General features: G+C 64.4%; 11 protein-coding genes. 1 reads left to right on the top strand and 10 read right to left on the bottom strand.

Annotation, left to right across the window (positions count from 1 at the left end; genetic code table 11):
- Positions 1-79: 79 nt before the first annotated feature.
- From ACFZAI_RS10170 to ACFZAI_RS10130, 9 genes are all read right to left on the bottom strand, one after another.
- Positions 80-1,870 carry an aminopeptidase P family protein gene (locus ACFZAI_RS10170; RefSeq protein ID WP_391566781.1) on the bottom strand — a complete coding sequence of 597 codons (1,791 nt, stop codon included), beginning with the start codon at positions 1,868-1,870 and terminating at the stop codon, positions 80-82.
- 14 nt (positions 1,871-1,884) lie between these two features.
- Positions 1,885-2,730 (bottom strand): M55 family metallopeptidase, encoded by an 846-nt coding sequence (locus ACFZAI_RS10165; RefSeq protein WP_391566780.1) that lies wholly within the window; start codon positions 2,728-2,730, stop codon positions 1,885-1,887.
- Positions 2,731-2,750: 20 nt separating this feature from the next.
- Positions 2,751-3,845 (bottom strand): P1 family peptidase, encoded by a 1,095-nt coding sequence (locus tag ACFZAI_RS10160; protein WP_391567101.1) that lies wholly within the window; start codon positions 3,843-3,845, stop codon positions 2,751-2,753.
- Positions 3,846-4,028: 183 nt separating this feature from the next.
- A complete protein-coding gene (gsiD, locus tag ACFZAI_RS10155; protein WP_054423934.1) occupies positions 4,029-4,928 on the bottom strand; it encodes a glutathione ABC transporter permease GsiD in 900 nt (299 codons plus the stop codon).
- 7 nt (positions 4,929-4,935) lie between these two features.
- Entirely contained in the window at positions 4,936-5,856 is a 921-nt protein-coding gene (gsiC, locus tag ACFZAI_RS10150; protein ID WP_046802640.1) for a glutathione ABC transporter permease GsiC, read from the bottom strand.
- Between the two features lie 89 nt (positions 5,857-5,945).
- Complete coding sequence (gene gsiB / locus ACFZAI_RS10145; RefSeq protein ID WP_391566779.1) at positions 5,946-7,499, bottom strand: glutathione ABC transporter substrate-binding protein GsiB; 1,554 nt, start codon at positions 7,497-7,499, stop codon at positions 5,946-5,948.
- 66 nt (positions 7,500-7,565) lie between these two features.
- Positions 7,566-9,452, bottom strand: a complete 1,887-nt coding sequence (locus tag ACFZAI_RS10140; protein ID WP_391566778.1) for a dipeptide ABC transporter ATP-binding protein — start codon at positions 9,450-9,452, stop codon at positions 7,566-7,568.
- Positions 9,453-9,496: 44 nt separating this feature from the next.
- On the bottom strand, positions 9,497-10,477 hold the full coding sequence (locus ACFZAI_RS10135) for an isoaspartyl peptidase/L-asparaginase family protein (RefSeq protein WP_391566777.1): 981 nt from the start codon (positions 10,475-10,477) through the stop codon (positions 9,497-9,499).
- Positions 10,474-11,349, bottom strand: a complete 876-nt coding sequence (locus tag ACFZAI_RS10130; RefSeq protein WP_391566776.1) for a MurR/RpiR family transcriptional regulator — start codon at positions 11,347-11,349, stop codon at positions 10,474-10,476. Before ACFZAI_RS10130 ends, ACFZAI_RS10135 begins: the two co-directional genes overlap by 4 nt.
- 191 nt (positions 11,350-11,540) lie before the next feature.
- Here ACFZAI_RS10130 and ACFZAI_RS10125 point away from each other — a divergent pair, with 191 nt between their 5' ends.
- A complete protein-coding gene (locus tag ACFZAI_RS10125) occupies positions 11,541-11,999 on the top strand; it encodes a GNAT family N-acetyltransferase (RefSeq protein WP_391566775.1) in 459 nt (152 codons plus the stop codon).
- Positions 12,000-12,080: 81 nt separating this feature from the next.
- Here the strand turns inward: ACFZAI_RS10125 and ACFZAI_RS10120 are convergent, their stop codons facing one another.
- Positions 12,081-12,734 (bottom strand): CoA transferase subunit B, encoded by a 654-nt coding sequence (locus tag ACFZAI_RS10120; RefSeq protein ID WP_054423948.1) that lies wholly within the window; start codon positions 12,732-12,734, stop codon positions 12,081-12,083.
- Positions 12,735-12,741 lie beyond the last annotated feature (7 nt).

The following is a 12,741-nucleotide window of genomic DNA, read 5'->3' as shown; positions in this document are numbered from 1 at the left end:
ACACAAAAAAACTGCGAGCAAAACACAAAGGCCGCAGGCGAAATCGCCCGCGGCCTTTTTAATGCGTTTCTGAACAGGATCAGATCGCTGCCGTGCGGCGCTCCAGCCAGGCCAGGGCCTCGCCTTCCACCAACGGCGACAGGCGTTCGAATACCGTCTTGTGATAGTCGTTCAGCCACGCGATTTCATCGGCGCGCATCAGCGACGGTTCAATGCAGCGCGTGTCGATCGGGCACAGCGTCAGCGTTTCGAAGCACAGGAATTCGCCCAGTTCGGACGTCAGCCAGCTGCGGTTGGCCACCAGGTTTTCGATACGCACGCCCCAACGGCCCGGACGATAGATGCCGGGTTCGTTCGACGTGATCATGCCCGGCTCCATTGCCGTGTGCGGGCTTGGCATCGCGCGATACGAAATGACTTGCGGGCCTTCGTGCACATTCAGGAAGTAGCCCACGCCGTGGCCCGTGCCGTGGCCATATTCCGCGCCGCCTTCCCAGATGGGCGCACGCGCAATGGCGTCCAGCATCGGCGACGGCGTGCCGCGCGGGAACGACGCGCGCGACAACGCGATCATGCCCTTAAGCACCAGCGTGAAGTCCACCTTCTGGTCGGCGCTGGGCGTGCCCACGGCGACGACGCGGGTGATGTCGGTGGTGCCGCCCAGGTACTGGCCGCCCGAATCGATCAGCAGCAGGCCATCGCCTTCGATGGTGGCGTGGGATTCCGGCGTGGCGCGGTAATGCGGCATCGCGCCGTTGGCGTTGAAACCGGCGATGGTGGCAAAGCTGGGGCAGACATAGGCCGGACGGCGGGCGCGGGCCGCGGTGATCTGCTCGTCGATCGTCAGTTCGGTAATGGTCTCGTTGCCCAGCGCGCCTTCGAACCACGAAAAGAATTCACAGAGGGCTGCGCCGTCCTGCGCCATGGCTTGGCGCACGTGGGCCAGTTCCGCGTCGGTCTTGCGCGACTTGAACAAGGTAGACGGGTTGATGGCTTCAATGCGCGGCACGGCCGGGTCCATGGCATGGAACACGCCGCAGGTCACACGCGCCGGATCGATCAGCAGCTTCTGGTCAAGCTCCAGCGAAGCCAGCGCGTCCGCTGCCTGGGCATAGCCCGCCACTTCAACGCCATCGGCGGCCAGCGTGGCGCGCAAGGCGTCATCGATCTTGCCGTCGGCGACGAACAGCGTGGCGTGGTCCAGGCCGATCAGCGCATGGCCGACGAACACCGGGTTGTAATCCACATCCGCGCCGCGCAGGTTCAAGAGCCAGGCGATGTCGTCCACCGTGCAGATGAAATGCACGTCGGCGCCGTGGGCGCGCATCGCGTCGCGCACTTGCGCCAGCTTGTCGGCGCGCGTCACGCAGGCTTCGGGCGCAACGTGTTCGTAGATCTTCGCGTCAGGCAAGCCGGCGCGATCGGTCCAGACCTCATCCAGCAAGTCTTCGCGGATTTCCAGCGTGGCGCCCGACTTGGCCGCCGCCACCGACAAGGCGCGGAACGCGCCCAGGCCCAGCACTTGGCCGTCGACGCCGATGACATCGCCCGCGCGGGTGTTGGCGGCCAACCAGTCAACATGGCCGGGGGTGGACGCCAGCGCAATCTTCATCAGCTGCACGCCGGTGCCGGCCAGTTGCGCCTCGGCCTGCACCCAGTAGCGGCTATCCACCCACAGGCCGGCGAAATCAGCGGTGACGACGAGCGTGCCCACGGACCCCGTGAAGCCCGACAGCCAGCGCCGCCCTTGCCAGCGCGCCGGCAGATACTCGGACAGATGCGGGTCCGAAGACGGAACAATATAGGCGGACAGGCCGCGGCGGCTCATGGCCTGCCGCAATTGGGCAATACGGGCGTCGGTGCTAGACATGGGGGAGGGAATCCTTAGCGCAACATGAAAGACATGGCGGCCAGGCTGTTCAACGTGCGGACGGCCGACTGCATGCTATCCACGGTGAATCGCAAGGTGACGCCGTCCACGCGTTCCAGCGTGGGCCACATGCAGAACAGGTCGGCGAGCGCCGCACTCTGCGTCTGCAACCGGCATTCTATAGGGGCGGGAATGCGGAAAGGAATGGCTTTTGCGCTGGCCGGCTTGCCCGAGGCCGCTTTCAGGTTGCGGACGGCGGTTTCGGCGGCGACCGCAATGGCGCGGCGCGAAGCGGCCGGCGACAAGGTCACGCCGCTGCCTTGGCCATGGGCCACTTTGGTCTGCACCCATTCGGCGCCCGGGAAGGTGTCGCGGGTTTCCGAGATGAACACGTCGTCACCCGTGGCCAGGATCACCGGCACGCCCATTTCACCGGCCAGCGCGCCGTACAGGCCGGCTTCGCCGAGTTCCATGCCGTTGATGAACACGCGCGCGAACGCGAAGCTGTTGATCGTGTGCGCCAGGATGCCGCGGCCTTGCGAGCGCGAGTGGTAGCCGATCATGAAGACGGCGTCGCAGCCCTCTTCCAGGCCGCCCATCATGCCCAGGTAGCGCGGCTTGCCCAGCACCAGGCGGGCGCGTTCGTCCAGGCCGTCGGGCAGCAGGTTGCGAAAGCCGCCGTGCGAGTCATTGACGAGGATGTCTTCGGCGCCCCCTGCAATGGCGCCCTGCACGGCCGCGTTGGCCTCGGCGGTCATCCAGGCGCGGGCGCGCTCATATTCGCCATTGCCGGCGCGGACTTGTTCAGCATGGAAGACGCCAGCGACGCCTTCGATATCGGTGGAAATCAGGATCTTCATGGGATCAGCCTTCGAGAGATTCAGAATGCGGTGTCGGACAGCCACTGGCGCCACTGCGGCGCGGCGTCGCGGATGGCGGCGCGGTGGTGGCCGTCTCGCCCCGTCACGCCATCGGCATGCCAGAGCGCGGAAATGATGGCCTGCTCGCAGGCCTCGGCGGCCGCTTCGAACAGGGGGTCGATACGGGTTTCGTGCAGCATCGCCAGCGCCGGCATGGGTTGCTCGGCCAATTGCGGCACGGTGTAAGCCGTGGAAAACGCCAGCGCGATGTCGCCGCTGCCGTGGCCAAATACCGAGCCGGTGCGCGCCAGCCCTGCCCCGGCACGCAGCGACAGCCGGCGCAGTTGGCGTGAATCCAGCGGCGCGTCGGTGGCCAGCAGCAAGATGATGGAACCCTTCTCGGGCACAATCACCGCGTTCTCGCCCTGCTGCGCCAGGCTTTGGTCCAACTGGCCGGCCAGCCGGCGTCCGAACGGGCGGCCCGCCACGGTCAGGTTGGGCAGGCGGCCGAAGTTGGCCAGCACCAGCGCGCCCATGGTGTATTCAAAGCCGGGCTGGACGGACGCCACGCGCGACGCCGAACCGATACCGCCCTTGAATGAAAAGCACGACATGCCGCGCCCCGCCCCCACCGCGCCCTGCGCGAAGGGTTTGGCCGCGTTGGCATAGGCGTCGGCGTAGTGCGATTCCTGCACGGCCAGCGCCTGGATGTCATTCAGATAGCCGTCATTGCATTCGAACACCAGCGGATTCACCGTCGCCATGCCGCGGCCAATGCCGGGGTTGGCCGCAACCGCGTGGCGGATTTGCGCGTTGGCCACGGTGCCTACGCCGAACGTGTTGGTCAGTGCGATGGGCGTTTCCAGCACGCCCAGTTCCTGTACCTGGATCAGGCCCGTGCTTTTGCCGAAGCCGTTCAACACGGTCGCAGCGGCAGGCACCTTGTCCAGAAAAGGGTCACCGGCATGCGGACGCACAACGGTGACGCCCGTCTGCCGCGCGCCGTCGGCCAGCGTGCAGTGGCCGACGGTGACATCGCCCACGTCGCAAATCGAATCCAGCGGCCCCGACGGCAGCACGCCGATTCGGGGAAGGTCCAGCGCTTGTTTGTCCATGGTTGCCACGTGTCGCCACGCTCCTTAATGCAAAACGCCGCCGCCCTTCGTGCAATTCACGCGCCCCGTGGGAGGCATGAATCGAACGAGGACGGCGGCGAGAAGAGTCTGCCCCCTGGCGCCGCTTTCCTTTCGGAATGGCTGCCCCCCGAAAGGGGCGGCCCGGCGCGGCGGGGCGCTCATTTACTTGCGGTCGATCTTGGGATCGAGCGCGTCGCGCAAGCCGTCGCCCAACAGGTTGAATGCCAACACCGTCAGGAAGATCGCCAGCGCCGGGAAGATCGCCACGTGCGGGGCGATGACCATGTCGGCGCGTGCTTCGTTCAGCATGGCGCCCCACTCCGGCGTGGGAGGCGATGCGCCCATGCCCAGGAACGACAGGCTGGCGGCGGTGATGATCGACGTGCCGATACGCATCGTGCCGTACACCACGATCGGCGAGATCGTGCCGGGCAGGATGTGGCGCATGATGATGGTCCAGTCGGACGCGCCCACGCTCTTGACCGCTTCGACATACGTCATCTGCTTGATCGACAGCGTGTTGCCGCGAACCAGGCGGGCGAACGCCGGCACGCTGAAAACGGCCACGGCCACGATCACGTTGATCATGCTGGAACCCAGGATGGCAACGACGCCAATGGCCAGCAGCATGCCCGGGAAGGCCAGCAGCACGTCCGAGACGCGCATCGTGATGCGTTCCCACCAGCCTTCGTAGTAACCGGCCATCAAGCCCATGAAGGTGCCGACGATGGCGCCCATGGCCACCGACAGAAAGCCCGCGGCCAGCGAGATCCGCGCGCCCATCACGATGCGGCTGAAGATGTCGCGGCCGAGTGAGTCCACGCCCAGCCAGTGGGTCAGCGACGGGCCGGCATTCAGCGCGTCGTAGTCGAAGAAGTTCTCGGCGTCGAACGGCACGATCCAGGGCGCGAAGACCGCGACCACGACCAGCAGCAGGACGAAGAGGCCAGCGCCCACGGCCAGCTTCTGCTTCTTGAATTTGCGCCAGAACTCGGTGGCGGGCGTGCGCACATCGTTCTTCGGAACGGCGGCGATGGTCGTGGCGGGTGTCGTATTGCTCATGGCCGCCTCACTTATAACGGATGCTGGGATTGATGACGCCATAGAGCACGTCGACAATCAGGTTGATCAGGATGAATTCCAGCGAGAACAGCAGCACCAGGCCCTGAATCACCGGATAGTCGCGCTGGGTCACGGCGTCCACCAGCAGGCGGCCAAGGCCGGGCCAGTTGAACACGGTCTCGACCACGATCGAGCCGCCCAGCAGGAAGCCGAACTGCAAACCCATCATGGTCACGACGGGAATCAGCGCGTTGCGCAGCGCGTGCTTGATGACGACGCGGCGCTCGGTCAGGCCCTTGGCGCGAGCCGTGCGCACGAAGTCTTCCTGAATGACTTCCACGAACGACGCCCGGGTAAAGCGCGCCATCACGGCGGCCACTGCGGCGCCCAAGGTAATGGACGGCAGAATGTAGTGTTGCCAGGTCGAGGCGCCCACGGTCGGCAGCCAGCCCAGGTTCACGGAGAACACCTGCATCAGCATCATGCCCAGCGCGAACGCGGGGAAAGAAATGCCTGACACCGCCAGGGTCATGCCAAGCCGGTCGGGCCAGCGATTGCGCCAGACCGCCGACACGATCCCGATGATCATGCCGAACGTCACTGACCACACCATACTGGCGAGCGTCAGCCACAGCGTGGGCATGAAGCGGTCGGAAATCTCGGTCGAGACGGGGCGCTTGGTACGCAAGGACGTACCCAGGTCGCCTTGCAGCATGTGGCTGAAGTAGCGCACGAACTGCTGCGGCAGGGGCAGATCCAGCCCAAGTTCCTTGCGCACGAGCTCAACGGTTTGCTGGTCGGCTTCCTGGCCCGCGGCCAGTCGCGCCGGGTCGCCCGGAAGCATGTGCACAAACAGGAACACGACCACGGCTACCAGCAGCAGCGTGGGGATCATGCCCAGAAGACGTTTGACGATGTAGGTCAGCATTGAAATTCCTGCAACATCGGCGGGGACACCGCGCCCCCGCCGTATGTGGCCTTACAAGGGCCCGAAGGCCCCGAGAGTGACTGCTAGGTTTACTGCTTCAGGTCGATGTCGCCGAACCAGAACGAGGTGTCCGGTTCCACATACACGCCCGACAGGTTCTTCGACTTCACGTACAGGTTGTTCTGGGTCACCAGGAAGGCCCACGGGGCGTCCTTCCAGATGGTTTCCTGAACGTTCTTGTAGATTTCAGTCTTCTTGGCGCGATCGGTCGTGGCCAGGGCTTCCTGGATGCCGTCGTCCACCGACTTGTTCGAGTAGTACGACACGTTGTTCAGCACCGGCGGGAAAGCGGCGGTGGTCAGCAACGGACGCAGGCCCCAGTCGGCTTCACCGGTCGAGGACGACCAGCCGGCGTAGTACATGCGGACCTTGGCGTCTTCAGGCTTTTGCACCTGTTGAACGCGCTGCACGCGTTGGCCCGATTCCAGCACTTCCACTTGCACCTTGATGCCGACTTGCGACAGCTGCTGTTGCAGGAACTGAACCACCTTCACCGAGGTGCCGTCGTTATAGGCGGACCACAGCTGGCTTTCGAAGCCGTTGGGGTAGCCGGCTTCAGCCAACAGGGCCTTGGCCTTCTTGATGTCGTACGGCCACGGGCCGGTCTTGTGTGCGAAGTCCACGCCGGTCGGCACGACGCCGTCAACGACGGTGGCGTAGCCCGAGAAAGCGACCTTGGCCAGGGCTTCCTTGTTGATGGCGTAGTTGATGGCTTCACGCACCTTCGGGTTGTCGAACGGCTTTTGCTGCGTGTTCATCGACAGGTAGCGGGCCATGATCGAGTTCTTGTGATCGACCACGTCCAGCTTGTCGTTCTTGGACAGCACGGCGGCTTGTTCGAACGGCACCGGGAAAGCGAACTGCGCTTCGCCCGTTTGCACCACGGCGGCGCGCGTGTTGTTGTCGGTCACGGTACGGAAGGTCAGCGTGTCGACCTTCGGGTAGCCCTTCTTCCAGTAGCCGTCGAACTTCTTGACCTTCAGGTATTCAGCCGGCTTCCATTCGACGAATTCGAACGGGCCCGTACCCACCGGGTGGAAACCGATTTCCTTGCCGTACTTGGCCAGGGCGGCCGGCGAGATCATCATGGCGGCCGGGTGTGCCAGCGCGTTGATGAAGGCCGAGAACGGCTTCTTCAACGTGATCTTGATGGTCATCGGGTCGACCACTTCGGTCTTGTCGATGACGCTGAACTGGATGTAGCGCGACAGGCGGTTGTCCGGGTTGGCCGGACGATCGAAGTTGATCTTGACCGCTTCAGCGTTGAAGTCGGTGCCGTCGTGGAACTTCACGCCGGGACGCAGCTTGAACGTGTAGACCAGGCCGTCTTCGCTGACGGTGTAGTCGGTGGCCAGCACCTTCTGAACCTTCAGGTCTTTGTCGAATTCGAACAGGCCTTCGTAGTAGGCCTTGCCCGCGGCTTGGTTCAGCGTGCTGTTGGTGTTGTACGGATCGAGCGTTTCCAGTGCGATGGAGACGGCAAACGTCACGTCCTTGGCAGCATGCGCCAGCGGCGAAGTGAGCACGCCGAAGGCCACCGCAGCGGCGGCCATCAGCTTGGTGGGGCGCAGAACTTTCATCATTGCAACTCCTGGTTCCGGAATGGAATTAGGGGGTTTGGTGGAAGAAAAACAAGTACGACAACGGACTCAATACGCGCCGCCGACCGGATGACGGGCGACGAAGTGATCGGTTCCAACCTGCACCAGCGGCTGCACCACCGGCTCGTCGCCGAGCTTGCGGATCGGGCTGGGGATTTCATCGGACAACAAGGTGCGCTTCAGATGGCGGCGTGCCGGATCGGCGATCGGCACGGCCGACATCAGCTTCTTGGTGTACGGGTGCTGCGGGTTCTCAAAAATGGCGCGGCGCGGGCCGATCTCAACAATCTGGCCCAGGTACATCACGGCCACGCGGTGGCTGACGCGTTCAACCACGGCCATGTCGTGCGAAATGAACAGGAACGAAATGCCCATGTCGCGTTGCAGATCGATCAGCAGGTTCACGATCTGCGCCTGAATCGACACGTCCAGCGCCGACACGGATTCGTCCGCAATCACGACCTTCGGGTTCAGGGCAAGCGCGCGCGCGATGCAGATGCGCTGGCGCTGGCCGCCCGAGAATTCATGCGGGTAGCGCTGCGCCATTTCAGGCGGCAGGCCCACGCGTTCCAGCAGTTCGGCCACGCGGCGTTCGGCATCGCGGCCCTTGGCCACGCCGTGCACCAGCAGCGGCTCCATGATGGAGAAGCCAACGGTGACGCGCGGGTCCAGCGATGCGAACGGGTCCTGGAACACGAATTGAATATCGCGGCGCAGGGATTGCAGCTCGTTGTTCTTCAGGCGCACGATGTCGCGGCCGCCGAACTTGATCTCGCCGCCCTGGCTGTTCACCAAGCGCAGCAGCGAACGGCCGGTCGTGGACTTGCCGCAACCCGATTCGCCCACCAGCGACAGCGTTTCGCCCGGGTACAGATCAAAGCTGACCTGCTCCACGGCGTGCACGCGGCGCTGCACGCGGCTCAGGATGCCGCCGCGCAGATCAAAGCGGGTCACCAGATTACGCACGCTCAGAATCGGCTCGCGCTTGGCGGCCGGCACTTCCTGCGTGCTGGTGATGCCAGGCTCCGCTACAGGCTGAACCTGGCCTTCCACTTGCAGCAGCGGGAAGCGCGCGGGCAGATCGGTGCCTTCCATGGCGCCCAGCTTCGGCACGGCCGACAGCAGCGCCTTGGTGTAGCTGTGCTTCGGCGCCGAGAACACTTGTTCAGACGGGCCTTCCTCGACCTTGTCGCCGCGGTACATGACCAGCACGCGGTCGGCCACTTCGGCCACCACGCCCATGTCGTGGGTGATGAACACCACGCCCATGTGCATTTCTTCCTGCAGCTGACGGATCAGTTGCAGAATCTGCGCCTGAATGGTGACGTCCAGCGCGGTGGTGGGTTCGTCAGCGATCAGCAGCGCCGGCTTGCAGGCCAGCGCCATCGCGATCATCACGCGCTGGCGCATGCCGCCCGACAGTTGATGCGGGTAGCGGTCCAGCACCGACTTGGCTTCCGGGATGCGCACTTGTTCCAGCATGCGCAGCGCTTCAGCGCGCGCGGCGGCGGCATCTTTACCCTGGTGCTGACGGATCGATTCGGCGATCTGGTCGCCGGCCGTGAACACCGGGTTCAACGAGGTCATCGGCTCCTGGAAAATCATGGCCATGTCGGCGCCGCGCACATTGCGCATGACGCGCTGGCTGGAACCGACCAGGTCGATCACGGAGCCGTTGCGCCGGCGCAGGGCCATGCTGCCCTGGGCGATGCGGCCGCCGCCATGTTCCACCAGACGCATGAGAGCCAGGGACGTCACCGACTTGCCCGAACCCGATTCGCCCACGATGGCCAGGGTTTCACCCCGGTCCACATGGAACGACAGGTTGCGCACGGCTTCGACCGTACGCTCCGACCCTACGAAGCGCACCGTCAGGTCGTCGACCTGGACCACGCGGTTTTCCGGCAGCGCCAGGCTGTTTGCGCGATCAACCATCTCTTTTCATTCCCCAAATACTGAAAAAACGAACCTGCCGCCGCTTAACGATAAATCGCGGTGACGGGCTTCTCGCCTACGCGGGCGTAACCCCGATACATGCCTTCCGTGTTGAACGGCAAAGCCACATTGCCCTGGGCGTCAACGGCGATAAGACCGCCCTTGCCGCCAATGGTGGGCAGCTTTTCCATCACGACACGATTGGCCGCCGCGTCCAGCGACGCGCCGCAATATTCCATCTGCGCCGCGACGTCATACGCCGCAACCATACGGATGAACATTTCGCCCGTGCCCGTCGTGGACACGGCGCAGGTCTTGTTGCTGGCATAGGTGCCAGCGCCGATCATCGGCGCGTCGCCGACGCGGCCGACCTGCTTGTTGGTGATGCCGCCGGTCGAGGTCGCGGCAGCCAGGTTGCCCTGGGCGTCCACGGCCACTGCGCCCACCGTGCCGAACTTCTTGTCAGCGTCCAGCGGGTCGGCCGGTGCGGGCTGGCCGCGGGCGACCATGGCTTGGCCGTCATGGTCCAGCACGGCCGCTTCCGGCGTTTCGCGCTGCACGCGCAGCAGCTGTTCGCGGCGGGCTTCGGTCGAGAAATACGACGGGTCGACGATGTCCAGGCCCTCTTCCTTGGCGAAGGCTTCAGCGCCCTCGCCCACGAAGAACACGTGCTTGCTGTTTTCCATGACGCGGCGCGCCGCGAAAATCGGGTTGCGCACGCAGTTCACGTTGGCGATCGCGCCCGAACGCAGCGTCGCGCCGTCCATGATGGAGGCGTCCAGCTCGTGGGTGCCGGCGCTGGTGAACACGGCGCCGTGGCCGGCGTTGAACAGCGGGCAGTCTTCCAGCAGGCGGACGGCTTCGGTGACGGCGTCCAGCGCGCTGCCGCCCTTGGCCAGCACGGCTTGGCCGGCGGTCAGGATGGACTCCAGGGCGGCCAGGTATTCCTGTTCTTTCTCGGGCGACATGGCCGCGCGGGACATCGCGCCGGCGCCACCGTGAATGGCAATCACGGGTTGAATCATCGTTTACCTACTCCATGGATGAGCCACGGCATCACGGACTGGGTCACCCCAGCAGCGGCCGCGACGGAATTCTTGGCTCGATAAGCCACCGCGGCGGACAAGGCTTCGATCAAGCCCAGCGCGGCGGTTTCGGAATTGGGGATCAGCTGGCGCGCGGAAAACGCGTACAGCACGACAGATGCCGTGGGCGCCAGCGGGGATGTGGGTTTGTCGGTCAGCACCAGCACCGGCACGCCCGCCTGCTTGGCGGCGGCAGCCAGCGTCACGGTGTCAGCCAGATACCGCGGAAAGCCGATGGCGATCACCAGGTCCTTGGACGTCATGCGCGACATCTGGCGTGCCGCATGCGACACGCCGCCGGGACCGGCCAGCGATTCAACGGAATGCAGATGCATGCACAGGCCGCGTTGCAGCAGGCCAGCCAGAAAGCCGCTGGCGCCAAAGCCGATGATGAACACGCGATCGGCGGCCAGAATGGCCTCCACCGCCTGCTCACAGGCCGCGGAATCCAGCGCTTGCAGATTGCGCTGCGCGTTGCGGATGTCTTCTTCCAGCGTGGCGGCGAAGATCTGCACGGCGCTGGCCGAATGCGCCAGCTCCGTGCGCAGCTTTTCAACGGGTTCCAGCGCGGCTTCGAATCCGCGCGCCAGTTCGGCGCGGAATTGCGGGTAGCCGGGCAAGTCCAGGGCGCGCGCAAAGCGGTTCGCCGTGGCCACCGATACGCCCACCGCCGCCGCGAATTCGTCGATGGTCATCGTGGCAACGCGGAACTGGTGCGCCAACACGTACTCGGCCATCTTGTGCTGCGTCCGGCTCAGCGCGGGCTGAGCCCGGGCGATCCGATCAGCGATCGTAAGTGCGGCCTTGTTCATCGATTCCGGGGGTGGGTCGTAGCGGATGTTTGTGTAAATCTGTTTACACACAAATTTTAAATAAGAAAATTCCTTTTCATACTAAGGGTATACCCGTGAATATATGTAACAGTGCGCCCAAAGAAACGGGGCCGGTTTGAGGTACGCTATCCGCGCTCCACTTTCCCCCTTTGCCGCTTTGGATTGACGCAATGCCCGATTGGATCTTTAAGCCCCACCAGGAACTCACCGTACCCGAGCTCTACGCCATCCTCCGGCTGCGCTCGGAAGTGTTTGTCATTGAGCAGAACTGCATCTTCCAGGACATGGATGGCAAGGATCTGACGGGCCAGACGTCCCACCTGATGGCGTGGCAAGACGGCCAGTTGGCCGCGTATTGCCGCATCCTGGACCCGTCGCTGAAAGACGGGCAGATTGAAATCGGCCGCGTGATCACCGCGCCGTGGACGCGCGGCCAGGGCTTGGGCCACGAGCTGATCCGCCACGCCATGGCGGAAGTGCGCCAGCGCTGGCCCGGCCGCGCCATGTACCTGGGCGCGCAGGCGCGCCTGCGCAACTACTACGGCGGCCATGGCTTTGAGCAGGTCACCGAGGAGTACATCGAAGACGGCATCCCGCATGTGGGGATGCGGCTGAACGTGGCGGCCTAGCGGAAAAGCCGCTGAAAATGAAAACGCCCCTTGCGGGGCGTTTTCATTGGAGCGTCGGCAGTTGCCTGACGGGCCCGCGGTTTACTTGACCGCCGACACGTCCAGCTTCGCAGCCGTCTTGGACTGGATCTCGTCCACCGTCACGCCCGGCGCCGTTTCCAGCAGCTTCAGGCCGTTTTCGGTGACTTCCATCACGCCCAGGTCGGTGATGATCAGGTCGACCACGCCCACGCCCGTCAGCGGCAGATTGCATTCGGGCAGCAGCTTGATGTCTTCCGTGCCGTCCTTCTTCTTGGCCACGTGCTCCATCAGGACGACGACGCGGCCTACGCCGGCCACCAGGTCCATTGCGCCGCCCATGCCCTTGACCATCTTGCCCGGGATCATCCAGTTGGCCAGATCGCCCTTTTCGGACACCTGCATCGCGCCCAGGATGGCGAGGTTGATCTTGCCGCCGCGGATCATCGCGAACGAGTCGGCGGACGAGAAGATCGACGAGCCCGGCAGCGTCGTCACCGTTTGCTTGCCGGCGTTGATGAGGTCAGCGTCGACTTCATCATCGGTGGGAAACGGGCCAATGCCCAGCAGGCCGTTTTCGGATTGCAGCCATACTTCGACGCCCTTGGGCACGTGGTTGGCCACCAGGGTCGGCAGGCCGATACCCAGGTTCACATAAAAACCGTCTTGCAGCTCGCGCGCGGCGCGCGCCGCCATTTCATCGCGGGACCATGCCATGTCGTTT

Origin of the sequence: Achromobacter sp. NPDC008082, assembly GCF_042957345.1 — a bacterium.
Lineage (GTDB): Bacteria > Pseudomonadota > Gammaproteobacteria > Burkholderiales > Burkholderiaceae_B > Achromobacter > Achromobacter kerstersii_A.
Note: the sequence above shows the minus strand (reverse complement) of the source record. Positions and strands in the feature narration are given on the sequence as shown.

Bases quoted from the DNA above. Each gene is read 5' to 3' on its own strand.
- gsiD (WP_054423934.1), bottom strand. From the start codon at position 4,928: ATGAGCAATACGACACCCGCCACGACCATCGCCGCCGTTCCGAAGAAC.
- ACFZAI_RS10170 (WP_391566781.1), bottom strand. From the start codon at position 1,870: ATGTCTAGCACCGACGCCCGTATTGCCCAATTGCGGCAGGCCATGAGC.
- ACFZAI_RS10160 (WP_391567101.1), bottom strand. From the start codon at position 3,845: ATGGACAAACAAGCGCTGGACCTTCCCCGAATCGGCGTGCTGCCGTCG.
- ACFZAI_RS10165 (WP_391566780.1), bottom strand. From the start codon at position 2,730: ATGAAGATCCTGATTTCCACCGATATCGAAGGCGTCGCTGGCGTCTTC.
- ACFZAI_RS10140 (WP_391566778.1), bottom strand. From the start codon at position 9,452: ATGGTTGATCGCGCAAACAGCCTGGCGCTGCCGGAAAACCGCGTGGTC.
- gsiB (WP_391566779.1), bottom strand. From the start codon at position 7,499: ATGATGAAAGTTCTGCGCCCCACCAAGCTGATGGCCGCCGCTGCGGTG.
- gsiC (WP_046802640.1), bottom strand. From the start codon at position 5,856: ATGCTGACCTACATCGTCAAACGTCTTCTGGGCATGATCCCCACGCTG.
- ACFZAI_RS10120 (WP_054423948.1), bottom strand. From the start codon at position 12,734: ATGGCATGGTCCCGCGATGAAATGGCGGCGCGCGCCGCGCGCGAGCTG.
- ACFZAI_RS10135 (WP_391566777.1), bottom strand. From the start codon at position 10,477: ATGATTCAACCCGTGATTGCCATTCACGGTGGCGCCGGCGCGATGTCC.
- ACFZAI_RS10130 (WP_391566776.1), bottom strand. From the start codon at position 11,349: ATGAACAAGGCCGCACTTACGATCGCTGATCGGATCGCCCGGGCTCAG.
- ACFZAI_RS10125 (WP_391566775.1), top strand. From the start codon at position 11,541: ATGCCCGATTGGATCTTTAAGCCCCACCAGGAACTCACCGTACCCGAG.